The sequence below is a fragment of the Polaromonas vacuolata genome (assembly GCF_012584515.1).
GTDB lineage: Bacteria > Pseudomonadota > Gammaproteobacteria > Burkholderiales > Burkholderiaceae_C > Polaromonas > Polaromonas vacuolata.
On sequence record NZ_CP051461.1, the window covers coordinates 3,400,212 to 3,426,049 of the forward strand.

The 25,838-nt window shown below is 52.5% G+C and carries 25 protein-coding genes and 2 pseudogenes; 9 read left to right on the top strand and 18 right to left on the bottom strand.

Annotated elements, in window-relative coordinates; genetic code table 11:
• Positions 1-3 precede the first annotated feature (3 nt).
• The 4 genes from glyQ to HC248_RS15460 form a co-directional block, all read right to left on the bottom strand.
• The gene (glyQ, locus tag HC248_RS15445) at positions 4-918 is read right to left on the bottom strand and encodes a glycine--tRNA ligase subunit alpha (protein ID WP_168923890.1); all 915 of its coding nucleotides are present in this window, start codon (positions 916-918) and stop codon (positions 4-6) included.
• 134 nt (positions 919-1,052) lie between these two features.
• Positions 1,053-2,723 carry an apolipoprotein N-acyltransferase gene (gene lnt, locus HC248_RS15450; protein ID WP_168923260.1) on the bottom strand — a complete coding sequence of 557 codons (1,671 nt, stop codon included), beginning with the start codon at positions 2,721-2,723 and terminating at the stop codon, positions 1,053-1,055.
• 3 nt (positions 2,724-2,726) lie between these two features.
• On the bottom strand, positions 2,727-3,509 hold the full coding sequence (locus HC248_RS15455) for an HlyC/CorC family transporter (RefSeq protein WP_420372027.1): 783 nt from the start codon (positions 3,507-3,509) through the stop codon (positions 2,727-2,729).
• 154 nt (positions 3,510-3,663) lie between these two features.
• Positions 3,664-4,368, bottom strand: coding sequence for a GNAT family N-acetyltransferase (locus HC248_RS15460; protein ID WP_168923262.1), 705 nt, complete (start codon positions 4,366-4,368; stop codon positions 3,664-3,666).
• A 176-nt stretch (positions 4,369-4,544) separates the two neighbouring features.
• On the opposite strand from HC248_RS15460, the gene phhA reads away from it, so the two are divergent.
• Positions 4,545-5,420, top strand: a complete 876-nt coding sequence (phhA, locus tag HC248_RS15465; RefSeq protein WP_168923263.1) for a phenylalanine 4-monooxygenase — start codon at positions 4,545-4,547, stop codon at positions 5,418-5,420.
• 65 nt (positions 5,421-5,485) lie between these two features.
• Here the strand turns inward: phhA and HC248_RS15470 are convergent, their stop codons facing one another.
• Entirely contained in the window at positions 5,486-6,382 is an 897-nt protein-coding gene (locus tag HC248_RS15470; protein WP_168923264.1) for an esterase/lipase family protein, read from the bottom strand.
• Positions 6,383-6,521: 139 nt separating this feature from the next.
• Here HC248_RS15470 and HC248_RS15475 point away from each other — a divergent pair, with 139 nt between their 5' ends.
• Positions 6,522-7,454 (top strand): MBL fold metallo-hydrolase, encoded by a 933-nt coding sequence (locus HC248_RS15475; RefSeq protein WP_168923265.1) that lies wholly within the window; start codon positions 6,522-6,524, stop codon positions 7,452-7,454.
• Between the two features lie 94 nt (positions 7,455-7,548).
• Here HC248_RS15475 and slmA read toward each other — a convergent pair whose 3' ends face one another.
• From slmA to rfbB, 9 genes are all read right to left on the bottom strand, one after another.
• Positions 7,549-8,187: a nucleoid occlusion factor SlmA gene (slmA, locus tag HC248_RS15480; RefSeq protein WP_168923891.1), complete on the bottom strand. Its 639-nt coding sequence runs from the start codon at positions 8,185-8,187 to the stop codon at positions 7,549-7,551.
• A 207-nt stretch (positions 8,188-8,394) separates the two neighbouring features.
• Positions 8,395-9,816 (bottom strand): ATP-binding protein, encoded by a 1,422-nt coding sequence (locus tag HC248_RS15485; protein WP_168923266.1) that lies wholly within the window; start codon positions 9,814-9,816, stop codon positions 8,395-8,397.
• The gene (locus HC248_RS15490; RefSeq protein WP_168923267.1) at positions 9,813-10,502 is read right to left on the bottom strand and encodes a response regulator transcription factor; all 690 of its coding nucleotides are present in this window, start codon (positions 10,500-10,502) and stop codon (positions 9,813-9,815) included. Before HC248_RS15490 ends, HC248_RS15485 begins: the two co-directional genes overlap by 4 nt.
• A 109-nt stretch (positions 10,503-10,611) precedes the next feature.
• Entirely contained in the window at positions 10,612-11,511 is a 900-nt protein-coding gene (gene argB, locus HC248_RS15495; protein ID WP_168923268.1) for an acetylglutamate kinase, read from the bottom strand.
• A gap of 12 nt (positions 11,512-11,523) precedes the next feature.
• Positions 11,524-11,898 (bottom strand): H-NS histone family protein, encoded by a 375-nt coding sequence (locus HC248_RS15500; protein ID WP_168923269.1) that lies wholly within the window; start codon positions 11,896-11,898, stop codon positions 11,524-11,526.
• Between the two features lie 349 nt (positions 11,899-12,247).
• Positions 12,248-12,796, bottom strand: a complete 549-nt coding sequence (rfbC, locus tag HC248_RS15505) for a dTDP-4-dehydrorhamnose 3,5-epimerase (protein ID WP_168923270.1) — start codon at positions 12,794-12,796, stop codon at positions 12,248-12,250.
• Positions 12,796-13,680 (bottom strand): glucose-1-phosphate thymidylyltransferase RfbA, encoded by an 885-nt coding sequence (gene rfbA, locus HC248_RS15510; protein ID WP_168923271.1) that lies wholly within the window; start codon positions 13,678-13,680, stop codon positions 12,796-12,798. The genes rfbC and rfbA overlap by 1 nt, the downstream gene beginning before the upstream one ends.
• Positions 13,681-13,692: 12 nt before the next feature.
• Positions 13,693-14,583, bottom strand: coding sequence for a dTDP-4-dehydrorhamnose reductase (gene rfbD, locus HC248_RS15515; RefSeq protein ID WP_168923272.1), 891 nt, complete (start codon positions 14,581-14,583; stop codon positions 13,693-13,695).
• Positions 14,580-15,656 (bottom strand): dTDP-glucose 4,6-dehydratase, encoded by a 1,077-nt coding sequence (gene rfbB / locus HC248_RS15520; RefSeq protein WP_168923273.1) that lies wholly within the window; start codon positions 15,654-15,656, stop codon positions 14,580-14,582. Before rfbB ends, rfbD begins: the two co-directional genes overlap by 4 nt.
• Before the next feature lie 288 nt (positions 15,657-15,944).
• Here rfbB and HC248_RS15525 point away from each other — a divergent pair, with 288 nt between their 5' ends.
• Together HC248_RS15525 and HC248_RS15530 are read left to right on the top strand one after the other, a co-directional pair.
• Positions 15,945-16,589, top strand: coding sequence for a TetR/AcrR family transcriptional regulator (locus HC248_RS15525; protein WP_168923274.1), 645 nt, complete (start codon positions 15,945-15,947; stop codon positions 16,587-16,589).
• 242 nt (positions 16,590-16,831) lie between these two features.
• Positions 16,832-17,605, top strand: coding sequence for a tetratricopeptide repeat protein (locus tag HC248_RS15530; protein ID WP_168923275.1), 774 nt, complete (start codon positions 16,832-16,834; stop codon positions 17,603-17,605).
• Positions 17,606-17,672: 67 nt separating this feature from the next.
• On the opposite strand, the gene HC248_RS15535 is transcribed toward HC248_RS15530, so the two are convergent.
• Both HC248_RS15535 and HC248_RS15540 read right to left on the bottom strand, forming a co-directional pair.
• On the bottom strand, positions 17,673-19,154 hold the full coding sequence (locus HC248_RS15535) for a sensor histidine kinase (RefSeq protein ID WP_168923276.1): 1,482 nt from the start codon (positions 19,152-19,154) through the stop codon (positions 17,673-17,675).
• The gene (locus HC248_RS15540; protein WP_168923277.1) at positions 19,151-19,876 is read right to left on the bottom strand and encodes a response regulator transcription factor; all 726 of its coding nucleotides are present in this window, start codon (positions 19,874-19,876) and stop codon (positions 19,151-19,153) included. Before HC248_RS15540 ends, HC248_RS15535 begins: the two co-directional genes overlap by 4 nt.
• Positions 19,877-19,973: 97 nt before the next feature.
• Between HC248_RS15540 and HC248_RS15545 the strand changes: the two genes are divergently transcribed.
• The 3 genes and pseudogenes from HC248_RS15545 to HC248_RS15555 all read left to right on the top strand — a co-directional run.
• Positions 19,974-20,603: a cytochrome b/b6 domain-containing protein gene (locus HC248_RS15545; RefSeq protein ID WP_168923278.1), complete on the top strand. Its 630-nt coding sequence runs from the start codon at positions 19,974-19,976 to the stop codon at positions 20,601-20,603.
• Complete coding sequence (locus tag HC248_RS15550; RefSeq protein ID WP_168923279.1) at positions 20,600-21,391, top strand: molybdopterin-binding protein; 792 nt, start codon at positions 20,600-20,602, stop codon at positions 21,389-21,391. Before HC248_RS15545 ends, HC248_RS15550 begins: the two co-directional genes overlap by 4 nt.
• Positions 21,392-21,481: 90 nt before the next feature.
• Positions 21,482-21,823, top strand: a pseudogene (locus HC248_RS15555) (pentapeptide MXKDX repeat protein); the annotation flags it as partial.
• On the opposite strand, the pseudogene HC248_RS18020 reads toward HC248_RS15555, so the two are convergent.
• Positions 21,782-21,871: pseudogene (locus HC248_RS18020) on the bottom strand (hypothetical protein); the annotation flags it as partial. The pseudogenes HC248_RS15555 and HC248_RS18020 overlap by 42 nt on opposite strands.
• Here HC248_RS18020 and HC248_RS15560 point away from each other — a divergent pair.
• Positions 21,870-23,162 carry a cytochrome c biogenesis protein DipZ gene (locus tag HC248_RS15560; RefSeq protein ID WP_168923281.1) on the top strand — a complete coding sequence of 431 codons (1,293 nt, stop codon included), beginning with the start codon at positions 21,870-21,872 and terminating at the stop codon, positions 23,160-23,162. The pseudogene HC248_RS18020 and the gene HC248_RS15560 sit on opposite strands and share 2 nt — an antisense overlap.
• Positions 23,163-23,238: 76 nt before the next feature.
• On the opposite strand, the gene HC248_RS15565 is transcribed toward HC248_RS15560, so the two are convergent.
• Entirely contained in the window at positions 23,239-24,678 is a 1,440-nt protein-coding gene (locus HC248_RS15565) for an NCS1 family nucleobase:cation symporter-1 (protein WP_168923282.1), read from the bottom strand.
• 441 nt (positions 24,679-25,119) lie between these two features.
• On the opposite strand from HC248_RS15565, the gene HC248_RS15570 reads away from it, so the two are divergent.
• Positions 25,120-25,788 (top strand): GntR family transcriptional regulator, encoded by a 669-nt coding sequence (locus HC248_RS15570; RefSeq protein ID WP_168923892.1) that lies wholly within the window; start codon positions 25,120-25,122, stop codon positions 25,786-25,788.
• Positions 25,789-25,838 lie beyond the last annotated feature (50 nt).

Sequence of the window (25,838 nt, forward strand, 5' to 3'; positions counted from 1 at the left end):
GTTTTAAGCCGCCTTCTTGCTGGTCAAGGCCATTTGCTCAACCCATTCGCGCGGTGCCATGGGGAAACCCAGACGCTCGCGGCTCTCGTAATAGCTTTGCGCCACGCTTCTAGCCAGGTTGCGAATGCGGCCTATATAAGCGGCGCGTTCGGTCACACTAATGGCACCGCGGGCATCGAGTAAATTAAAGCTGTGCGCCGCTTTGAGGACTTGCTCATAAGCGGGCAGAGCCAATTGCTCGGCGATTAAATGCTTGGCCTGTTTTTCATGCGCCGCAAAAGCGGTGAACAAAAAATCGGCATCGCTGTGTTCAAAGTTATAAGTGGACTGCTCGACCTCGTTTTGCTTGTAGACATCGCCATAGCTCAAGCCCTCAGTCCAAACCAAGTTGTAGACGTTGTCCACGCCCTGCAGATACATGGCGAGGCGCTCCAAACCGTAGGTGATCTCACCGGTAATCGGTTTGCAATCTATGCCGCCAACTTGCTGGAAGTAAGTGAACTGCGTCACCTCCATACCATTGAGCCAGACTTCCCAGCCCAAGCCCCAAGCGCCCAAAGTGGGATTTTCCCAGTCGTCTTCTACAAAGCGGATATCGTTTTGTTTAAGGTCAAAGCCCAGCGCTTCCAGCGAGCCCAAATACAGTTCAAGAATATTCGCCGGTGCCGGCTTGAGCACCACCTGATACTGGTAGTAGTGTTGCAGGCGGTTCGGGTTTTCACCGTAACGACCATCTTTTGGCCGGCGGCTTGGCTGCACGTAAGCAGCCTTCCATGGCTCTGGCCCGAGCGCTCTTAAAAAAGTAGCAGTATGAGAGGTGCCAGCCCCCACTTCCATGTCATAAGACTGCAAAAGCGCGCAGCCTTTGTCAGCCCAATAGGTCTGCAGCGTGAGAATAATTTGCTGAAATGTGAGCATAGGTATGAAAGGAAAAATCAAAAGCGCGAGGTCATTGATCAACGGTGTAGCAACCAGTAGATCAATGTAAACGGAGACAGTGAATTACCAAAGGCAATCACCAAAAAGTCTATTTTACGCGGCGCAGCAAGCCGTTAGACACGCCGCCGCCCAAGCCAGGCCAGCAAAGTCAATCCAAGACCTAGCAACCACCAAGGCCACAGCTGCAGACGCGCTACCCACCACGCATAGGGCGTGATGCCATTACGGCCTTGAACCTGCACCGCGAGCGCGCCGCGTGTCTGCGGCGGCAAGCTATGCAAGACCTCGCCGCGGTAATCAATCATGGCCGTGGCGCCGGTATTGGTCGCGCGCAGCATGGGCCGCTCGAACTCTATGGCCCGCATACGCGAGATGTTTAAATGTTGCTCTACCGCTATGGTGTCGCCAAACCAGCCAATATTGCTGACATTAAGTAGCAGGGTTGGCGCGCTTAGGCGATCTTTAAATCGCGCCGCCAAATCTTCGCCAAACAAATCTTCGTAGCAAATGTTCAGCGCGATGCGCTGGCCTTGCCAGTCAAACGAGGGCTGGCTGACATCGCCGCGGCTAAAGTCCGATAGCGGTATGTTGACCAAGGCCAAAAACCATTTGAACAAGGGATGGACGAACTCACCAAACGGCACTAAATGATGCTTGTCGTAGCGGTAAATTGGCTCAGCAGCAGCATTCTCAGGACTTGAAAGAGCAGGTTTAAGACCTATGACCGAGTTGGTATAGCCGCTTTGGCTGTTGCCCAGCGGTATGCCTATCAACGCCGCCATGGGCACTTGGCCAATGGCGGGCGGCTGGTTAAAGCGTTGCAGTAAATTCTCAATATAACCCTCGGGCAGTTGCGCTGGCAGCAGGGGCAGCGCGGTCTCGGGCGTGACGATGAGCGAGCTTTGACTATTCATAAGCTGGTCGCCATACCACTTGAGCGCATCCGGTATGCCGCCGCCAGCTTCAAACTTCTGATCCTGCGCGATATTGCCTTGCAGCAGTGTCACGCTCAAGGCCTGCGTTTGCGGCGTTACAACGCTAAAGCGAGACAAACCAGACGGGCCAATGGCGACTGCCCCACTAACAACTAAGGCCAATAAAACACCAACCGCAAGCAGCGCAGCATTCAGACGCCGAGGCTGACGCAGCAAGCCAGCCAAACTAGCGGCAAACAGCGCTGCGCCAAAGCTAAGGCCATGCACGCCGACCAACTTAGCGAGCGACACAAACGGCCCATCGAGCTGGGCGTAGCCGCCTTCACCCCAAGGAAAACCGGTAAAAAACTGCACGCGTGCGAGCTCTGCCATTAGCCAAAGCGCCGCGAAAAGCAAAGCTCCACCGACAGCGCGGCCACGGCCCAAGGCCAGATAGGCGGCACAGGCCGCGGCGTAATAAAGCCCTAAAAATGCGGCTAAGCCAACAATCGCCAGCACCGCCAGCGGTGAAGCCAAACCGCCATAAGTGTGCAGCGAGACAAACAACCACCACCAACAAGCGCATTGCATGGCAGTCGCAAACAGGCCACCCAGCCAAGCCGCTTGACCCACGCTGACACGGCTTTGCAATGACCAGACCAGCGCCACCAAACTAAGCGGCTGCAGCCACCAAACAGCCTGCCCGTAGTCCAGACCGAGTGCCGAACCAAACTGAAAAGGCCATGCGATGCTAAGCGCATGCGCACAGCCAGCGATGAAGACCAACAGCAGCAGACGCCATGAAGGCAGAGCCACTGTGCTGACATCAGCCCGGGAAACCGGCAGCGCAGCGCTGTCCAGACTAGACATGACTCAAACCTCAACCGCCGCCGGTGAAACTTTAAACCAGCGCACCGCCCCGCCCTTGGTGTGCAGCACGCTAAACAACAGACCCGACAACTCATGCGACTCGCCGCGCTTGGGCACATGGCCCATTTCATGCGCGACCAAACCACCTATGGTCTCGAAATCGGTCTCTGGCAGGGTGACATCGAAGGATTCGTTGACCCGCTCTATGGAGGTATCGCCGCTGACGCGATAAGTGCGGTCAGACAGGCCGAAGATATCGCCCTCGTCCTCGGCGACATCGAACTCGTCCTCGATTTCTCCGACAATTTGTTCGAGTACATCCTCAATCGTGATCAAGCCAGCAACGCGGCCAAACTCATCGATGACTATGGCCAGATGATTACGGTTGCCGCGAAACTCCCTCAGCAATTCGTTCAAGCCTTTGCTCTCAGGCACAAACACTGCTGGGCGCAACAAGGCTTTGATATTCAGGCTGGGCGAGCGCTGAAGTTTGAGTAAATCCTTAGCCATGAGAATGCCAAGTATGTTTTCTTTTTCACCCTCATAGACGGGAAAGCGTGAGTGCGCCGTGTCAATGATGAGGTGAAGCAACTCCTCAAACGGGGCCTCAATGTTGATTAAATCCATGCGCGGGGCGGCAACCATCACGTCGCCGGCCGTCATATCCGCCATGCGGATCACGCCTTCGAGCATCTCGCGGCTCTGGGCGCCTATGACGTTGCTGTCTTGGGCTTGCACCAAGGCTTGAATCAACTCGTCTTTGGAATCGGGACCGGGATGAAGCATCTCAGCCAGACGCTGCAAGAAGCCGCGTCGGTCTTCCTGCTTGGAAGGTCTACTGGGGGGAATGTCGGACACTAGCGGTGTTCGGTAGTTGATAAGTTGTTAGTGTAATGTCTAGAAGCTTCAGACAAGAATCGGCTTGCGCACGAGCTTGGGTTTAGTCGCGTGGGTTGCGCCGGTGTTGTTGCAGCAGGTTTATAAAATCCCAGAACTGCTTGGCTTTGACCTTGAACTGGTAATCGGTCTGCGCCAACTGCTCTTGCGCTATCTCGCTCATCCGCGAGTCAAGGTCGGCAACAGGCACCTTGATAAAGGCTTCGCTCTCTGAGCCGTCTCGCTCTATGGTGGCGCCGGCTTTGCGGGCAATGTTGAGCATCACGGTGTTTTCGCTCAAGGCGTGAATGAACATCATGCTCACACCCTCGTTGCGGGAATGCATCATGGCGCGATCAAACAGGCGTGAGCCGTAACGCCGGCCCCGCGTTAGGCTCGATACTGAAACACCAAATTCAGCACAACTTTGCAGCTGTGGATCAATCGAAAAAGCCAGATGCGCCATCGCAATTAATTCGAGCTTGCGGTTGTAAATACCAAATATTTCATCCCGCTCAAAATTGAGTCCACTGACATAGCGGCCTATCTGCTCGTCGTTAGCGGCATAACCAAAACGGAGATAGCGGTCATGACCACCTAAAGCTAACAGGTGAGCCAAAATACGCCCACGATGGCGTGGGCTGAGAGAGCGTATCGGCACTACCACGGACAAAACCGGTTTAGGAGCAGGCAACTTTTGCGCACCAACACGCAAAAACCGCCGACTCGCGAGCAGTGCTGCCTGAAAAATTGCGCTTGGTGTGTACATATTGCAAATATAAGGGTAATCCCTAGGAATTAAAGACAGAGGGCCTTTTAATTAAACGCAAAAAACAAATTTAGCGTTATTTATGCCAATTTGCCACAAAATACGCCGAACTACCAATTGAGCTCGCCAAACCAGCAGTTGTGAACTCAATCCAAAGCCTCAACATAAGAAAAATCATGACACCAACCGAGCCCAAATCCGGCGCTACACCGACTGTTTACGGCCAATCCGAACGCGCCCCACGTGGCGACTATTCACGGGGTGGTTTGGTCAATACCGATTACACCTGCCCGCAAAATTACGCGATTTATACCGAAGCGGATCACAACACTTACCGCCAGCTGCATGCACGTCAATCGGCATTGCTGCCGGGATTGGCCTGCGACCAATTTATCGCCGCCTTGCCCTTACTCGGCAAGCCAGAACGCATACCGCGCTTTGAAGACATTAACCAGCGTCTGCAACCGGCCACTGGTTGGCAGTTAGTCGCGGTACCCGGTCTGATTCCCGAAGTCGCTTTTTTCACCCTATTGGCGAACCGCCAGTTCCCGGTCACCGACTGGATACGCAAACCGGAGGAGTTTGACTACGTCGTCGAGCCAGATCTTTTTCATGACCTGTTCGGCCATGTGCCCTTGCTGTTCGACCCGGTGTTTGCCGACCATTTACAAGCTTATGGCGTGGGTGGGCTTAAAGCCAATCGGCTGGGCGCTTGCGAGCAGCTGTCACGGCTTTACTGGTTCACCATAGAGTTCGGCCTAATACGCCAGCACGATGGCTTGCGCGCCTACGGCGCTGGTGTTCTTAGCTCGCCGGGTGAGTTAGTTCACGCCGTTCGAGGTGAGCAAACGCAGCGCATCGCACTTGATTTGCTACGCGCCATGCGCAGCCATTACCGTATCGACAGCTTTCAGCCGACGTATTTCGTGATCGACAGCTTTCAGCATTTGTTTGATCTGACCGCACCGGACTTCACGCCGCTTTACGCCCAGCTTTTGGCTTTAGACGAAATTCCACCCGGGCTGATCTTGTCTGGGGAAGAACTGCTCTGAAGTGATGCTTTGACCTTAAGGCATAGGCTGGTCAAAGCGCACACAGCAAGCAAGCATTCATCCGCTCACTCAAGCAGCGCCAAAGATCCCGTCACAACCTCGGGAACAAAAGCCATCTGCACATGTGCCACGCCGTGCAGCAAATGCCTATTCGCACCGGCAATATAGGCCGCAGAAGCAGGAAAAACAATGTTGTCGCTGCTCGAATACCAGCAAGTAAACAAGCGCCGGCGCTCAGGTGTCAGCGCTTGCTCTAGCTTTTTTTGCCACGGGCTGTCTATGCGCATCTGGCCTACATTGGTGCCCAATCCAAAGCGCGCCAGCCAGGTGCCGCGGTGCGGCGTGCCTATCGTGACGATGTGATGCACACGCGTCAAATCAAGCTGACGCCCCAACCAAGCCCTGACCGCGAGACCGCCCATGCTGTGACAAACCAGCAAAGGCGCAAGACCAGTAGCCCGTATCAGTTGCTCGACAGCCGCATCAATTTGCGGCGTGTAGTCGTCAATTGAAGCAAACACTGGTTCTAGACTGAGCGCGACAAAAGCGTGACCGCTGCCTTGCAAACGCGTCATCCAAGGATTCCAAAAACCACGGTTGCAGAAATAACCATGCACAAAAACAACACCGCGCTTACCGGGCAGCACGGATTGAGAACTAATCTGATCGGGAATCGCACGATGCCGAAAGGGCTGAAGCCAGGTAAACACCAAAGGCGCCGTGCGCATCTCACCCAACCAAGCGGCTGCAAGCTGCTGAAAGCTAGGCGGCGCTGCGCCATCTTGGTTGCCAATCACGCGCACCAACAGCAACTCCACCGCCAGAAAAAAAGCGTAGGCAAGCAGCAGCAGCAATAAGCCTGTCAAGGCTAGCCAAAAGTGACTGTCCCGAAAAAAAAGAAACCACGCCAGAGCAACGCCAATCAGACTGAAGGTGATGAATTTTTGAATCAATGCCAGCATGCGTGAACCTGTTATAAAAGAAAAAATATTCAACCCAACAAATGCACCCTATCAAACACTGGCACAACCCGCAGCGCAGCAGATTTAAAAACCAAGCCTGTGGTACGGGTAGTTGCCAGCAACATGAGGTGCAAACGCGATGACATCAGCAAATAGTATGCCGCCACTGCCAAAGGGTATGCAGGTCTTTGAGCGTGGCTGGTTATCAGCCAACAATATTCTTTTCACTGGCGACGCTGGAAGTTTACTGATTGACAGCGGCTACTCTAGCCACTCTGCGCAAACACTTTTGCTACTAGAAGGTGCACTCGGGACTCGTCCACTGGATACCTTGGTCAACACCCACTTGCACAGCGACCATTGCGGCGCAAACGCAGCCTTGCAACAGCGTTATCCAGGCCTTGTGACTCTGATACCACCGGGTCAAGCCGATCTGGTCAGTCGCTGGGATGCTGCCGCACTGACTTACACACCAACCGGTCAGCTATGCCCGCAGTTTGTTTTTAGCGACGTGCTGGAGCCCGGCAGCACGATGCGCTTTGGCGCGCAAAACTGGGAAATTCATGCAGCGCCCGGACACGATACCCACTCGCTGATTTTTTTCGAACCGCAAGCAGGCATTCTTATTTCCGCCGACGCATTGTGGGAAAAAGGCTTTGGCGTGGTGTTTCCAGAACTAGAAGGCGAGCAGGCCTTCGCAGACGTGGCGGCAACGCTGGACGTCATCGCACGGTTAAAACCCAAAATCGTCATTCCTGGCCACGGCAAAAGCTTTCTCTACACCGAGGCCGTCATGGCACTGGCGCGCAAACGACTGGACGGCTTTGTTGCCGATCCTCAGCGGCACGCGCTGTATGCGGCCAAGGTTTTATGCAAATTCAAACTGCTTGAGGTACAGGTGCAGCGCTACGCTGATTTCGCCGCGTGGGCCGAGCAGGCCAGTTATTTCAACCAAATCAGAATGAAGTTTTTCAGTCATCAGCCTATGGCTGAGTGGCTGAGTGAGCTGTGCGATGACTTGGTGCGCTCAGGCGCTGCGACGCGGGATGCGCAACACATTCGTAATCAGTGATAAAAAACTCGTCACGACATTGCGGTGACACCACAGAAAGCGCGCAACCCAGCCTAGCGATGGCCGAGTTAACGTTATCCAAAAGGCGTCAGGGTTAGGCCAAAATCACAGCCAAACTGGCATCGAGATGCTCACTTGGCAAACGCTTAAAACCAGTGCGGGCAAAGCGCTGCAATCGACCGACGATAAAGGCCAGTGCTAACGAGGCGCGAACTTGCGCATCTACTGTAGGCGTAGCGGCACCTGCGGCCGAGGCAAGCTCGCGCAAGTTTTGCCGCAGATCAGCTTCGAGTTTGTCGAAAAACTGATTCATGCGCTCTTGCAGCCTGTCGTTCTCAAAAACCAAAGCATCGCCCACCATGACGCGCGCCATACCGGGGTTTTTTTCAGCAAATTGCAGCACCATAGCGACCAATTTACGGCTACGCGTCAATGGTTCAATTTCACGCTCGGCAATTTGGTTGACTAGCGTGAAGACGCTTTGCTCTATGAACTCAATCAAGCCCTCAAACATCTGCGCCTTGCTGGCGAAATGTCGGTAAAGCGCGGCTTCACTGACTTCAAGTTTGGCCGCCAAAGCAGCCGTCGTAATGCGCTCGGCACCGGGCTGCTCAAGCATGCCGGCCAAGGTCTGAAGTATTTGCACCCTGCGCTCACCCGGCTTGGGCCGCTTGCGTGACTTGGGGTCAGGCGTGACGGGGCTCAAAACGGATTCGGACGCGGGGTCTTGCATAAGAAGGCTCAAGGTGATGGAAAAAATAATGGGGCCAAAGACCAAAACTCTTGCGTTAAAAATACCTGCTGCACTCAAGTGCAAGCGCGGCATAAGTGATGGACACGCAAGAAAACAAAGGTTTTAACACCCAAATTAGCAACCAAATTGGCTGAGTTGGATTCTCGCACAGCGCTATGCGGTCAGAGCGCCTGTGCCGCGGTTGCTTTAACTCGTGCTCTGCGCTGCTGGCTGTGCCTGCAGAACCAAGCGCACGCGTAAGCCGCGTGGTGCGAGACTGCGGGCATAGTCCAGCTCCAGTTGCGACTGATGCGCGCGAGCAATTTCATCAGCGATGGCCAACCCCAAACCATTGCCGTCACCCGCCGTGCCATGCACCCGGTAAAAACGTTGCAAAGCCAGCGGTCGCTCAGCCGGTTCAAGGCCGGGCCCATCGTCCTCCACTTCAAGAAAGACGCGGCTCGGCTCGGCTGGCAGCAAAGCCGGCAATACACCGCAGCGAATCGTCACGCAGCCGCCAATAGCCGTGTATTTGACCGCATTGTCGGCAAGATTAGAAAGCAGCTCAGCGAGCAACCATTCGTAACCACGCGCCTGAGCGGGCAACGCCTCCAGACCCAAATCCAAGCCCTTATCAGTCGCCGCATCCAGGTGTCGATAAAGTACAGATTCGCATAGCTTTTTAAGGTCTACCGCTTGCATGGCCTGCGCGACATGGGTGAAAGAGTCAGCCCGCGAAAGCGCTAAAAGCTGGTTAGCCAACTGCGAAGTACGCCGGGTAGCGCCGCGTAGCTTGAGCAACTTATCTGACGTCAGCGTCACCGCACCAGCCGAAAGGCTTGCAGCCTGAGTCCAGGCTTCGACTTGGGCTTGCAGACCGGCCAGCGGCGTGCGCAGTTGATGGGCAGCATCGGCAACGAAACGACGTTGACCCTCTGCTTGGTCATTCACCAGTCCGAACAAACGGTTTAAAGCGCTCACCAGCGGCTGCACCTCAGCCGGTGTGCTGAGCAAGTCTATGGCACTAAGGTCACGCGGGCTGCGTCGTTCAACCGCCTCCTTGAGGGCGATTAGCGGCCGCAAAGCACGCGCCACCGCCCATTTGACGGCAAAACCGGTTGTCAGTAACAGCAGCAAGTCAGGTAGCAACACCCGCAGCCAAAGTGAGCTAAGCCACTGCTGGCGTGAGTCCGATCCATCAGCGATCTGCAGTATCAACTCGCCAGATCCAGTGGCCACACGCTGTGAGCCAATTCGGTAAGTCACACCGGCAAACTCGGTGCTGACGAATTCTGGCTCTAACGTAGCCGGAAGAACGCCAGCAATCCAAGGCTCGCCAATCAAATAGTTCCCCGCCGAGTCCGACACCCGCACGCCCGCCATACCCACTCTGGCCTTAATAAAAGCGTCTAGCTCTGGCGCCAGCAGCAGCACCGGCAAACTACCCGGCGCGGCCGCGCTAGGCAGTACGGAGTCGGCCAGCAAGGGCAGTAAGTGCTGGAGTTGCGGGTCTTTGCGCAAAGCTGCATTGCCGGCGCTGCGGTAATCCAAATAAATACCTGCCAACGCAAAAATACCCAAGGGCAACAGCAACAGCAACAGCAAGCGGTGCTGAAGGCCTAGCTTCATACGCAGGTGATGGGTAACAGCGGCATCAGCTCAAGGCGGTAACCAAAGCCGCGCACTGAACGCAGAGCTACGCCGTGCGGCTCTAATTTGCTGCGTAAGCGGGAGATAAATACCTCAGTCGCATTGAGCGAAGCACCCTTATCCAAGCCTTGCATGGCTTCAAGCAACTGCTCTTTGCTAACCGGTTTGGGTGCGCTAATGATCAAACATTTAACCGCCCGCCACTCACGTCTACCGAGCTCAATGTGCAGACCTTTGGAGCGCATTTCGTCACAGCTCAAATCAATTTCAAGCACACCAAAACTCAGCGTCTCCCCAGCGCTGGCTTGAGTGCGACGCAGCAGCGCACGCAGGCGGGCAAGCAATTCGGGCAGCTCAAAGGGTTTGATCATGTAGTCATCAGCGCCTAGGTCAAGACCCTGAATGCGGTCTTGCAAGGCGTCGCGTGCGGTCAGTATTAGCACCGGTATGGCCTGGCCCATTTGACGTATACGGCGTGTCAGTTCTAGGCCATCCATGCCAGGCAAGCCAATGTCTATGACAGCGGCGCTAAAAACTGAATCTGACAACATCTGCAGGGCGCGCTCAGCGCTACCTGCCCAGTCGACCTCGTAGCCGGCATCGGTCAAGCCCAGCTTGATTCCGCTAGCGAGCATGAGGTCGTCTTCTACTAAGAGTAGGCGCATAAAACGTCAGACATTAATTGGGCTGGCAACCCGCAAAATTGCGTAAATTTAATACCGCGTTATCTACGGTAGCAACGGTGGTGGCGTTTGCGGGCCGTGACAGGCTCACTTAGTGAGACCGAATCATGGTTCCAAAGGCTTGATCACTGAGTATCTCAAGCAGCAGCGCATGCGGCACGCGTCCGTCGATGATGTGGACTGAGTTAACACCGCTCTTGGCCGCATCCAACGCGCCCTCAATCTTGGGCAACATGCCGCCGGAAATAGTGCCGTCGGCAAACAACCCGTCAATCTCGCGTGCGGTTAAATCGGTCAGCAAATTGCCCGCCTTGTCTAAAACGCCGGGCGTGTTGGTCAGCAGCAGCAGTTTTTCAGCCTGCAGCACTGTGGCCAGCTTGCCAGCTACCAAGTCAGCGTTGATGTTGTAGCTTTCATTTTCTTCACCAAAGCCGATCGGGCTAATAACGGGAATAAAGGCATCGTCTTGCAGCGCCTTGACCACGCTGGGGTCTATGCTGACGATGTCGCCCACAAAGCCGATATCGTGATTGATAGAAGGATTGTCTCTGTCGGTGAGAGTGAGTTTTTTGGCTCGTATCATGCCGCCATCCCGACCAGTCAAACCAACCGCTTTGCCGCCCGCCTGATTGATCAGACCGACGATGTCTTGCTGGACTTGGCCGGCCAGCACCCATTCGACGACTTCCATGGTCTCTTCATCGGTCACCCGCATGCCTTGAATGAAGTGGCCTTTTTTACCCAAGCGGTTGAGCGCAGTTTCTATCTGCGGCCCACCGCCATGCACCACCACCGGATTCATACCGACCAGCTTGAGGAGAACTACGTCCTCTGCAAAATCGGCTTGCAAGGCCGGGTCTGTCATAGCGTTACCGCCGTACTTGATGACCATGGTCTTGCCATGAAACTGACGAATATAGGGCAATGCCTGGGCTAGGATTTCAGCTTTATCACGCGGGCCAATATAGGATAAGTCGGGTTCTTGGGGCATGTTCATTTTTTATCAGCTCTCGTCGGCAGTGATGAGAAATTCTGGTTTGCCGCGGCCTTGCTCTATCAGCGCAGCCAACCAACGTGGAGTCAGACCACGGCCACTCCAAGTCTGGCCATCTGGTCCTTGGTATTTGGCCGCTACCGGCTGGGTATTGCCCTTTTTTGTCAGCGTTTTTCTGACCTTGGCAGGCTTGTCGGTAGGATCTTTTTCGACCTTGGCTGGCTTACTCACCTTAGTTGTTTGCAAGTCCTTGACCGTAATACCAAACGCGTACATTTTCTCGCGAATTTCACGTACGGTTTTGTCAAATTCTTTTGCCTTAATAAGTGATGCTTGCTTTTGCAGTTTTTCGATTTGCGACTGAAGATCAACCAGAGTACTCATGAAAGTTACCTTAATAAAAAAAAGTGGGTGTATAGATGCACGAAAGTACAGCAGTAAAAAATGAATAACTATATGGTCAATATTATTAACGACAAAGTGAGGTCAAAGCTTTAAAACGGGTAATAGTAATAAAAGCTTGCTGCAAGTAACAATAAGCAGCGCGGTGAAATTCGTTAATTTAAAAAATAGTTAATAACTAAACGATAAAGAAAGTACCGATAACGGTTGAATTCAAACCCACAGCTCAACGCAAATTTTGTATTGTTATTATTTTTCTAATCCGTAAAAACTATCTGCAAGTAGTCTAAAAATATTAATCCTGTGGCGAGCAAAATAGCGACAACCGCTATTAACTAAACACTTCTGCATTAAAAAAAGTATCGCCCGCCCTATCCCTGGGCGACAAAACAGGCGTGACGCCGGTATCAGGCCAGTTAATAGCAATCGTTGCATCATTCCAAGCAATACAGCGCTCGTGGACAGGCGCGTAATACTCTGTGGTCTTGTAGAGAAATTCAGCGAATTCACTCAACACTAAGAATCCATGTCCAAAACCAGGCGGTATCCATAATTGTTTTTGATTGACGTCACTCAGCTCAACACCTACCCATTGGCCAAAGTATGCGGAAGATTTGCGCAGATCAACCGCCACATCAAAAACAGCGCCGCGCACAACGCGCACCAGTTTGCCTTGCGGTTGTTTGATTTGATAATGCAGTCCGCGCAGCACGCCCTTGGCAGAACGTGAGTGGTTATCTTGCACAAAATTTTGCGGCTGACCCAATGCAGTCGTAAATTTCGCTTGATTAAAACTCTCAAAAAAGAAACCTCGCTCGTCGCCAAAAACTTGCGGCTCAATTAACACCACATCGGGAATTGCTAATGGCGTTACTTTCATCAAAATACCTTTTCATTGAGCACGCGCAGCAAGTACTGACCATAGCCATTTTTAATCATCGGTTGTGCTAGCGCTTCTAACTGGGCCGCACCAATCCATTTTTGTCTAAAGGCAATTTCTTCAGGACAAGACACTTTGAGGCCTTGACGATTCTCCAGTGTGGCGATGAACTGGCTCGCCTCAAGCAATGACTCGTGCGTTCCGGTGTCTAACCAAGCGTAGCCCCTGCCCATGATCTCTACATTGAGCGCGCCTTGCTCTAAGTAGAGCCGATTCAAGTCAGTGATTTCATATTCTCCACGCGCCGAAGGTTTGAGACTTTTGGCCAGCGCAACGACTTGATCGTCATAAAAGTACAAACCGGTCACCGCATAGTTTGACTTCGCTAGCTTGGGTTTTTCTTCTAAGGACAGCGCTTTGCCAGCCCGGTCAAACTCAACCACGCCATAGCGCTGTGGGTCAATCACATGGTAGGCAAAAACAGTGGCGCCCTGCTTTTGCTGCGTGGCGTCAGCCAGCAAACTAGAAAAATCGTGACCGTAAAAAATATTATCGCCAAGCACTAGCGCGCTGGGTGAATTGCCCAGGAATTTCGCCCCAATCACAAAGGCTTGCGCCAAGCCGTTTGGCGTGTCTTGCACCGCATATTGAAAATGAATACCCCACTGACTACCGTCACCCAATAATTGAACAAAACGCGGCGTGTCTTGCACTGTGCTGATGATGAGCACCTCGCGTATGCCGGCTAGCATTAAGGTGCTCAGTGGGTAATAAATCATGGGCTTGTCGTACACCGGTAGTAGCTGTTTGCTAATTGCCAACGTCGCAGGATGTAAGCGAGAGCCCGTGCCACCAGCCAAAACAATGCCTTTTCTTGTCGTCATAAGCGTTTTTCTTTAAAGGGTTTGAGTCAGCATACGCGTCACGCCGGTTTGCCAATGCGGCAAAGCGAGGTCAAACACGGTTTGCAGTTTTGCACTGCAAAGGCGTGAATTAAGCGGACGCGCAGCCGCTGTTTTGAAGGCACTGCTAGGAACGGCCCTCACTTGACGGGCGGTGAAATGTATATCGGGTTGCAATAAAGCCGCCTGCGCCAGCACAAACTCGGCATAAGCATGCCAAGAGGTTTCGCCGCTAGCGGTCAAATGATAAAGACCACAGTCCTGCGGCCGCTGCAAAACTTGACGTATTGCGTGCGCGCTAACATCGGCCAGTAAATCTGCCCCGGTGGGCGCGCCAAACTGATCGTCAATCACATTTAAGCTGTCGCGCTTCTGGGCCAGCCGCAACATGGTCTTGGCAAAATTGCCGCCGCGTGCAGCGTAAACCCAGCTGGTGCGAAAAATTAAATGCCGGCAGCTTGCGGCTATTACTCGCTGCTCGCCGTCGCGTTTTGACTGGCCGTAGACGCTAAGCGGCGCGGCCACACTGTCCTCAGTCCAGGGCTGATCACCACTGCCGTCAAATACATAGTCGGTGCTGTAGTGCACCAGCAAGGCATTGATTTTGGCGGCTTGAATCGCCAACACTTCAGGCGCTAGCGCATTGAGTGTGTGGGCCAGTTCGGGCTCACTCTCAGCTTTGTCTACTGCGGTGTGCGCTGCAGCGTTAACGATGACGTCTGGCCGTAAACCCTGCACTGTTGCGGCGAGGCCGGACAAATTAGCGATATCGCCACACCAGTTTGTACTGCCGCGTTGGAGCGCAATTAGCTCACCCAACGGCGCTAAAGAGCGCCGCAACTCCCAACCGAGTTGGCCGTTGGCGCCAAGCAGCAATATCTTCATAAGGCAAGCTTTTCTGGTGCTGCAGACTGCTTGCCCCGCCACTCGCGGTAAGCGCCACTTTGCACATTAGCGAGCCAATCGGGATTAGCCAAATACCAAACCACGGTCTTACGTATGCCAGTGTCAAAGGTTTCCTCTGGACGCCAACCTAGCTCGTGCTCAATTTTGCTGGCATTTATGGCGTAGCGCTTGTCATGACCAGGTCTGTCCGTGACATAGCTAATTTGTAGCGCATAACTTTTACCATCCGCTCTGGGACGCAACTCGTCGAGCAAGCGACAAAGCGTTTTAACTATCTCTATATTTAGTTTTTCATTCCCGCCACCAATGTTGTAGACCTCACCTAGCCGACCGTTTTGCAACACCCGGCGTAGAGCGCTGCAATGGTCTTTGACATACAGCCAATCACGCACTTGCCTGCCGTCGCCATAAACCGGCAGCGGCTTGTCAGCCAAAGCATTGACGATGACCAAAGGAATTAGCTTTTCAGGAAAGTGCAGCGGGCCGTAGTTATTGCTGCAATGGGTAGTTAATACCGGCAAGCCGTAGGTGTGGTGATAGGCTCGCACCAAGTGATCGCTGGCAGCCTTGCTGGCGGAGTAGGGACTATTGGGTTGGTACTGATGGGTTTCAGTAAAGGCGGCATCGCCGGGATCGAGTGAGCCGTAGACCTCATCGGTAGAAACATGCAGCAAACGAAATTTAGATTTATCCGCATCCGCCATCGCTCGCCAATAGCCGAGTACGGCTTCGAGCAAGCGAAAGGTGCCGACAATATTGGTTTGTATAAAGTCTTCTGGGCCATGGATGGAACGATCCACATGGGATTCAGCCGCGAAATTAATAATTGCACGCGGCTGGTGTTCGGCCAGCAAACTAGCGATGAGCGCTGTATCAGCAATGTCGCCCCGAATAAAAATATGCCGCGCATCGCCATGAAGAGAGGCCAGACTCTCTAAGTTGCCCGCATAGCTAAGCGTGTCAAGGTTTATCACTGGCTCGTCTGATTTAGAGAGCCAGTCGAGGATGAAATTAGCGCCTATAAAGCCTGCGCCGCCGGTAACTAAAATCATAATTCCCCTGTCATTTCTACCCTGTGAGATGGCTGTTAAAAGCCCTTAATTATTACCCATAGTGTTATCCGCTATATTGAATCCTTGCACACCAGTAATATTAAAAAATTACTTTTAGACATAACTGCTCTATTTCAAACGCAAGGTTTTCGGAAGTTTTCAACATCTAGCGCAAAGCACCCGAATAAAAAAAATAATCAGGAGTCATTAACCGCGTCTGCTCGACTTCCCTAATTACAGCAACATCCGCGCTGGGGTAGAGTTATTCGAATTAAAAGGTAAAGATATATGGCAAAAAAAGCGCCGCGCCGAACTGCCGAACGCATTTTGGATGTCAGCCTTGAGTTGTTCAACCGCTTTGGCGAACCGAATGTTTCGACCACGCTGATTTCAGCCGAGTTAAGCATTAGCCCCGGCAATCTTTACTACCATTACCAAGCTAAAGACGACTTGATTAACCGCTTGTTTGACCGCTACGAACAAAGCCTAAACTCACTTTTAAGCGCTAGTGATGAGGTGCGAAATATAGCGCAGGCTTGGCGCTTTATTCACGCCTTATTTGAGCTGATCTGGCAATACCGTTTTTTATACCGTGACCTGAATGACTTACTGAGCAAAAATCGCCGTATCGAGGTGCAGTTTCAAGCCATACTTATCAACAAGAACCACGCCATCATGACTATGTTCAAAAGTCTAAGCCAAGCCGGTGTGCTGATCATGAACGCCAGCGAAACTGACAACACCGCCACCAGCATGGTTGTGCTGCTCAGTTACTGGCTTAACTTTGAATATGTGCGTGACCCACGTCAAGCGTTGGAGCCGCAAAACGCACAAGTAGCTTTGCGGCGCGGTGCTAACCAGGTGCTCAATTTACTGCATGCTTACCTTGAAAAAAATCATCGCGCAGATCTTCAAGTGCTGATCGCAGCCTAGCTTGGCGCTGCCATCTAACCGTACTTAGAGACAACACAGACAGCAGAGTCAGCGTTGGCCAAGCCCACAACAAATACTTTCATAAAAGGCTAATCCAAGGTATTTTCGATCTATCGACATTGTCTTCGTGAGGAAAAAAATTACTTAACTCTCCACTCAATTGACCTATTGAGCATTTGAATTGAACAAAAAAACTTAGTGCTTGTCAGCGCGAATTCACATAACAACATTAAGACAAAAAAATGACTACCTGGACAAGTTTTCCCTATATAGACGATTACGTTTTTGATGCCACTAGTTTGACGAAAAACTGGGCTCGCCTACACCAGTGCGACTGCGAACCACTGCCGCAAGACAAGGCCGTCATGCAAGCTTGGCTTTTATTTCACAACGGCCACTTTCAGCAAGCAACTCTTGCCGGTATTGCCGCTGGAGGTGACGGCATCACAGCCGCAAATAAAGCCAGCTGCGTTTACGCCAACTACCTTGAGACGCAAGAAAAAACTCGCTTTGAGCTGTTTATGCAAGCCGCTGCGCGCGCCGAGGCACAGCAGGCAGAACAACCCAGTAACGCCAACGCTTGGTTTTGGCAAGCCTATGCACTGGGACGCTATAGCCAAGGCATTAGCGTGACGAAAGCGCTGGCCCAAGGCTTGGGTAAAAAAGTCAAGGATGCACTCGAGCAAACCATTGCGCTGTCCCCACTTCACGCTGACGCTCACATCGCACTGGCCGCCTTTCATGCAGAAGTCATAGACAAAATCGGGCCGCTAATAGGCCGCATGACTTTCGGTGCTAAAAAAGATATCGGTCTGATGCTGTTCCAACGTGCGCTCACTCTCAATCCACATTCCGTCGTCGCGCTGATTGAATACGCCAACGGCCTGATCGCGCTAGAGGGCGATCAAAAAATGCAAGATGCGACTCGACTCTTTGAGAAAGCGGCCAGCAGTCATCCCATGGACGCAGCAGAACGGCTAGCCGTTGAGCTAGCCAGAGGGCAATTGCAGGAGTAGGACAAGTCGTGGGTATTTAACCCAAGCAAGCGTTTTAGTCGGACCGGCCAAAATGCCAAACTTGGTGCTACCTCAGTCCGAATGCAAACACCGCACCTTTTCCATCGCGCGGCACTAACGCTATATCGCTGCCATGCAGCTGCAAAATGCGGCGCACTATCATTAAACCAAGCCCGCCGCTAGGACGACCGCCCCATGAAGAAGAGAACACGGGCCGTGTAAATAGCACCTGTTGCAACTCCTTCGCAATACCCGGCCCGGTGTCGCTGATCTCAACGTCGACGCCGTTATGGCCCTGACCAAGGGTGACGACTATCTCCCCGCCGTCGGGGGTATGGCGGATAGCGTTATCGAGTAGGTTGGTCAGCACTCGTTCAATCAAACCGAGGTCTGCCGTCACGACGGGTAAACCCGGCGCGATCTGCGCGACTAAGCGCTGCTGGCGCGCCTCTGTGGCAAGTTCAAACTTTTGAAAAACGTCTTGCAACAGGTCTGCCAACGCGAAGCGCTCCTTATCCGGTTTGACGTCACCGTATTCGAGTCGCGCCAACTCAAACAACTCCTGCGCTAGGCGCCCGACTTGGCGGCTCTGGCTGAGCGCAATCTCCAGATAGCGACGGCGCTCTTCAAGCTCCAAGGTTTCAACCTTCATCAGCAGCGTCTCCAAATAGCCGTGCAGAGAAGTCAGCGGCGTGCGTAAGTCGTGCGAGATATTGGCAAACAGCTCCCGCCTTTGCTGGTCTTGCGCAGTGAGTTCACGCCACTGCTCAGAGATGCGCTGCGTCATCTGGCGAAAGGCTTGGCTTAAGGTTCCGATCTCGCCACTGTCTTGCGCCGCAAGCCGCTCTAGTGCCGGTGCAGCCTGCTCAAGTGAGGCCATACCGTCGCGTTCGAACTGCTGCACCACACCGGTCAACTCGCGCAAAGGCCGCGTGATGAGGCGAAACGCTGCAAGCCCGGCCATCAACCCAAGCAGAACGACAAGCGCCATAGACCACAACATAGTGCGCAGCACATTGTTGGCCGTCGCAGTGGCCGCGATAGCATCACGATTCTCACCGGACAACACCACATAGACATAACCCGAATCGCGCCCGTTGGCGGTCATCCGCGCGGCGCTAAAGACTTTGCGGGTATTACTCACGCCGCGTGGATCATCGCCCAAAATAGGCAGCGCAGCGCCAGCGAGAAACTGCCGTATTGGCGCGAGATCGACGCTATCGTGTTTTAGATGGCCTATTGGCGAGGCCTGTCCAACAATGGCGCCCGCCCTATCCAGTAGATAGACCTCAACACTGGGGTTAACAGCCATCAGTTGATCGAACAGCACCTTGACCGCATCCGGGTTCAGGCCATCACTTTTCATAAGCGCAGCATTACCGGCAATGTGCGATGCCAAGCCATTTGACAAGCGCTGCGTTACCTCCTGCTCATGTCGCTCGCTGGCCACCACTTGCACCCAGAAAGAAGCGCCACAAGAAATCAATAGCAGCAAGGCGAACACCGCCGAGAGTCGGTGCGACAAGCTCCAGTACAGCGGCGATTTCATGCACTCACCTGATCGACATCAACAGCGCACCACTTATAACCACGACCCCAGACAGTCAGGATTTGGCGCGGCGTAGCGGGATCGACCTCGACCTTAATACGCAGCCGGTTGATATGGGTGTTGACGGTGTGCTCATAACCGTCGTGTTGATAGCCCCAGACTTGGTTGAGCAAATCTAGGCGTGAAAACACTTGTCCAGGGTGGCGTGCAAAAAAGTAAAGCAAATCGAATTCGCGCGGCGTTAACTCTATCGCCTGTCCATCGACGCGTGCTTCGCGCGTCAGCGGATCAACAGCGAGATTTCCCAGCTCTAACAAACCTGAATCCAAGCGCGCGTTATGCGCCAGCGCATCGGTACGGCGCAACAAAGCGCGCACGCGGGCGACTAACTCCAACATAGAAAAAGGTTTCGCCAAATAATCATCAGCGCCTAACTCTAGGCCGAGAATTCTATGCACTTCACTGGATCTTGCACTGATGATGATGATGGGCGTGTAGCGCGTTAGAGCGCGGGCGCGGCGGCAAATTTCTAGGCCGTCAATGCCGGGCAACATCAGGTCAAGAATCAAAGCATCCCAGCTGCCTTTTTGCAATTCAAGTACGCCCGCATGACCGTCGGCCGCATGCGTTACTGCATAGCCTTCGTCGTGCAAATGCATGCGCAGCAACTCGGCAATGTGGGCATCGTCCTCGACAATTAAAACGCGTTTGGTAGATTTCATATCACCGAATTGTGCAGCAATAGAGCCTTTAGAGTTATCACGATTAATTGAACTATTCGTGATGAATTCGTCATGGTCTTAGGCTAATAATCAGACCATGCACAGCCCAACCGTCACCCCAAAATCAAGGCCTATTCACCCGTTGTGGATACGCACCACCCATTGGCTCAACGCACTTGCCGTACTGATTCTAGTAACCAGCGGCTGGCGCATCTATAACGCAGCACCTTTTTTCCCCTTTAATATTCCAGCGGTGCTTACGTTGGGCGGATGGCTTGGCGGTGCGCTGCAGTGGCACTTTGCAGCGATGTGGCTGTTGGCGGCCAATGGTTTGGCTTACCTCGCACTGAACATTGCAAGCGGTCGACTTTTCGTGAAATTTTTTCCCCTAACAATCACCGGCATCTGGCACGACACACTTTCAGCGCTGCGCGGTAAGTTATCGCATGCTGATCCACGCCGTTATAACAACGTACAACGTCTAGTCTACTTATTCGTTATTGTGGATATTGTGCTGTTGGTGTTATCCGGTTTGGTCCTTTGGAAATCAGTGCAATTCGAAGTACTGCGAGAGCTTCTAGGTGGTTACGAGTTATCCCGCCGGATCCACTTTATTTCGATGGCCGCACTGGTAGCTTTCGTAGCGCTTCATCTGCTTATGGTGGCGCTGGTGCCCCGTACGCTTCTCACCATGCTCAGCGGCCGCGCTGGAAAGACCACACCATGAAACTTTTCAAACGTCCCCCACTCATCGGAGTCGATAGCGACGCAGCGCTCTCCGAAGCCCGTGCCTTAATGGCACGACACGTCACGCAACCTTCACGCCGCGCATTTATGCAGCGCTCTCTGACAATGGGTGGCTTGTCTATGCTCACCGGTTGCAGCATCAGTAGCAACGCGGATGTAGAGACGGCACTGAGTCGCATCTCGCGTTTTAACGACACGGTGCAAGGCTGGTTGTTCGATCCAAACAAAATGGCACCGACTTACCCAGAGTCCATGATCACCCGCCCTTTTCCTTTCAACGCCTACTACGGCGAAAGTGAAGTCCGCGAAGTTGACGAAGCCAGCTACAAACTAGAAGTCACAGGCATGGTAGCGGACAAGCGCAGCTGGACATTGCCCGAACTACGCGCCATGGCGCAACAAGATCAGGTCACGCGCCACATTTGCGTCGAAGGCTGGAGCGCTATAGGTAAATGGGGTGGTGTGCCTTTCTCTGAATTTTTGCGCCGTATAGGTGCAGATACGAGTGCGAAATACATAGGCTTTAAATGTGCTGACGATTACTACACCAGCATAGACATGCCGACCGCCTTGCATGCGCAAACTTTGCTCGCGCTCACCTATGGCGGCCAGCCACTACCACCCAAGTACGGCTTTCCGATGAAGCTGCGTATGCCCACAAAGCTTGGCTACAAAAATCCTAAACACATCAAGGCGATTTTCGTCACAAACACCTACCCTGGCGGCTTCTGGGAAGACCAAGGTTACAACTGGTTCGGCGGTAGTTGAGCCCTCTTTAGGGCTTAACGCAACTGGAACGTACGGCTGGGTTCATGTCGAACCGTGGCCTCTTTAAAACTGAAATCTAAGGAAATTGAAATGAACAAGCTCTCTGCAACCCTGATCGCCGCCTGCCTCGCTATTGGTTCCGTCTCTGCTTTCGCTGCAGACGAAATGGCTAAAGATGCAATGGCTAAAGATGCGATGGGTAAAGACGCCATGCATAAAGACGGCATGAAAAAAGATGCCATGGGTAAGGACGCTATGCACAAAGACGGCATGAAGAAAGACGCCATGGGCAAGGACGCTATGCACAAAGATGGCATGAAGAAAGACGCTATGGGCAAAGATGCCATGGCCAAAGATGCAATGAGCAAAGATGCTATGTCTAAAGACGCAATGAGCAAAGACGCAATGTCTAAAGATGCAATGTCTAAAGACAACATGAAGAAGTAAACCGCACCACGCGAATTGACGGAGATCCATCATGGTTTTATTGCTCACACTATCCTATATCGGCGGAGCGCTGACGATTCTGGCGCCCTGTATCCTGCCTATCGTTCCCTTCGTGTTTGCTAAGGTTGATCAACCCTTCGTCAAAAGCGGCCTGCCGTTGCTGGCGGGTATGGCGTTGACCTTTGCGGCAGTGGGTTCGCTCGGCGCCGTCGCGGGTGATTGGGCAATTGCAGCAAACGAGTTCGGCCGCACAGCGGCTATCTTTATGCTGGCCGTGATGGGTGTTGCATTGATTACGCCGCGCTTAGCAGAGCGCTTGACGCGGCCGCTGGTGGCGCTGGGCTCGCGCCTATCGAACGCCGCTACAACGCGTACGCAGCAAGAAAAAAGTCCTGCTGTGCCGTCTTTTTTACTCGGTATTGCGACGGGTTTGCTTTGGGCGCCGTGCGCCGGACCGATTCTCGGCCTGATACTGACCGGTGCCGCTCTTCAAGGGCCAAGCGTCAATACCTCCTTGCTACTACTGGCCTATGGCGCTGGCGCAGTCAGCTCACTGGCGCTGGCACTGCTAGCTGGCAATCGCGTGTTTGCTGCACTCAAGCGCTCGCCAGGCATTGGAGAATGGTTTCGTAAAGGCTTGGGCGTGACCGTACTGGCTGGCGTGGCTGTCATCGCACTGGGGTGGGACACTGGCCTGCTGTCGCAGTCATCAGAAACCGGCATAGCCCTGGAAAAGCGTATTTTCGAACGACTATCCCCATCAGTGATGGAGCAAACGCCGGTATCTACGATAAAACACAAACCTACAAATAGCCCTTTCATGCAGGTTGTGGCCCGTACTACACCAGCACTTGTATTACCGGTTGAAGGACAGATCCCTTCAATAAATGGCGCTGTCGAATGGTTAAACTCCCCGCCACTGACCAACGAGCAACTGCACGGCAAAGTGGTGCTGATCAACTTCTGGACTTTTGGCTGCATTAACTGCCGCAACGCATTGCCCCATGTCCGCGAGTGGTATAGCAAATACAAAGATCAGGGATTAATAGTGATCGGTGTGCATGCACCCGAATTTGCATTCGAAAAAAATATTAAGAATGTTAAGCGCGCCATTGGCGACCTCAACGTAGAGTTTCCAGTAGCAATCGACAATAACTTCACGATCTGGCGTGCGTTTAAGAACAACTACTGGCCAGCAAATTACTTCATCGATGCCCAGGGTCGGGTTCGTTTTCACCACTTCGGTGAAGGCGAATACGAAAAATCAGAGCAAGTTATTCAGCAACTGCTAGAAGAAGCTAAAAAGAGCTCAAGCCCTTTGTAAGAGCACCAGTCAGACTAACTCTAGTCACCAAGCCGGTCTGAATTTGACCGGCTTTTTTAACGCCTGAAATTTCGATTCAATCTTTTGCAAGCTGGACTTTTTTGGTGCGTACGTAATAAATTACGCCCCCTAATGCAGCACCAATAATCCACGCATAGCCAGACAAGTCCTTGAGCATAGGCACCCATACGGTAGCGACTGAAAATACTGCGCCTATTGCGAAGGCAATCACTGCGTTGTCGTGCCAACCGTTTTTGTAGTGGTACTGACCACCCTCCATGTTGTAGAGGTCATCTTGACTAAGAAGCTGTTTGCGCACAACATAGTAGTCAACCATCAAAATACCAAACAGCGGCGCTAGCGTTGCGCCCAGCGTATTGACAAAGCCAGCAATGCCGATTTGACTAATCACAGCTGTCCACAAGCCACCAATGATTAAAGCAAAGCCTGATGTGATCAAGCCGGCTTTACGAAAACTAATTTTTGAGGGTGACAAGTTGGCAATGCCGTTGACCGCAGGAATAAAGTTAGCGACTAAATTAATGCCTACTGTGGCGGCAAAAAAGGTGATGGCTGCGATGATGCTTAACATCACGCTGTCGGCGCGCTCCACGATTTCGGTCGGATTGATGATGGCCTCACCGTAGACAACGGCTGCGCCTGCGGTGGTCAGCAAAGCCAAAGCAGAAAACAAAATCATGTTCATGGGTAAACCCATGAGATTGCCTTTCACCATCGCTGGCTTGTCTTTTGCATAGCGAGAAAAATCGCTGAAGTTAATCATCACGGCAGCAAAGTAAGCCACCATGGTGCCAAAAATAGAAATGAATCCCGTCATCTCAGTACGCCAAGTGGCATTGGGCTTGGCGAAAATCGTTTGCGCAGCAGACAGCAATTTTCCATCTGACTTTGACCACAGCAGCAACACCAAGCCAATCATCACGATGTAGACAAACGGGCCGGCTAAGTTTAAGAAACCTTCAACCCAATTCATGCCGCGCCAAAAGATAAAAATATGAAACACCCAAACGAATAAAAAGGCCACCCAATCGATGCTGCTTAAACCCAAAAACATGGCATCAGTTTCAGCAGATTGGATGCCAGTCACGCTCTTGATCAAGAGTGCCAAAGCAGTTGAGGCAAAGTAGACCTGCGCGCCATACCAAAAAACAGCAACCACCGCACGCAATATCGCTGGCAACTTGGCACCTGAAGTACCCATGCTAGCTCGGGCAAATACGGGGTAAGAAATACCATAACGCTCGCCCGCTGCACCGGACAAATTCACCATAAACATCACGAACAGACCAGCCGTAATTAAGGCGAAGAATGCCGTCCATCCACTGACACCAAATGAGATAAATAAAGACGCCACCAAACTGTAGCCAAACAAGGATTGAATGTCGTTGGCCCAGACATTAAAAATAGCAAACCAGCCCCAAGATTTTTCTTCTCGGGTTACCGGTCTCAGGGCGCTGTTGTCGCGGTTGACGACGTTATTGTTCTCGGGCTGCATGTCTATTCCTTTGGTTAGTCGTTACCGCTCTGAGCCATTAAATTTAATTTGCTTGCTAGCGCATACAAAACTGCATACTTTATTGCATACAAAACAGATCGCTCTGAACTGTATATGCAAAATCTATGCTTGCACCACACCTCAAGGGTAAGTCCTAGGAAAATCAATTCATTTGATCTTCATCGCACTGCTGCCGCTAGGGCGTAAAAGACGGATTTATGCTGCATGCATATTTCATGCCGCGATCAAAACTCAGACTGAAGGTTGCGTCGAAAAAGTAGTCTTTATCTGTCTATTTGACATTCACTAAAGTGCATACAATCATGTTCACAATTTAATAAATGATTAGGGCTTATCTTGGCATCCAACATCACAAAGCTAAAAGCTGTCGACTCACTCAAGCAGGTCAAGCCCGTCAACCGAACGAAGACCAAATCAGCAATTGCTAGCCCGGTGAGCAGCACGCAGCGAATAGTGGCGTCCATCACGACTGCTATTTCTGAGCGCCGCTTGCGTCCAGGCACCAAGCTGTCCGAGCAAACGATTGCAGACCTGTTTAAGGTCTCGCGCACGCTGGTCAGACAAGCACTTAATCAACTCAGTCGTGATCAGCTAGTGGTACTTGAACCCTCACGTGGCGCATTCGTTGCCATGCCTTCGGCGCAAGAATCGCGCGAAGTATTCGACATGCGGCGCGTACTCGAATCTGACCTGACACGAAAGCTTTGTCCGATCATTACCCACGCACAAATTGCCGAGCTGCGCGCTCACCTTCGCGCGGAAAAAGAGACTCTTGCTCACCCAAATGTGGCCGGTCGCACCCATATCTTGGGAGACTTTCATGTTGTGCTGGCCATGATGCTGGGCAACACGGTGCTGACCAAAATGCTTTCAGAGTTATTGACCCGTTCGTCGCTGATAGCCTTGATGTACCAATCCACGCTGTCAGCTACCGAGTCTCAAGAAGAGCATGTCGCCATAGTCGATGCGTTTGAAGCAAGAGACGTCAAGACCGCTGTTCGGCTGACACTTAAACACTTAGACCATTTAGAGGCGACCCTGAGGCTAGACCCATTTGCACCTGACTTGTCACAAGTGCTGCGTGTCTAAACACGCATGACCGTTACCATCCCAAGCGATTGATTTGGCGCATCGCTAAT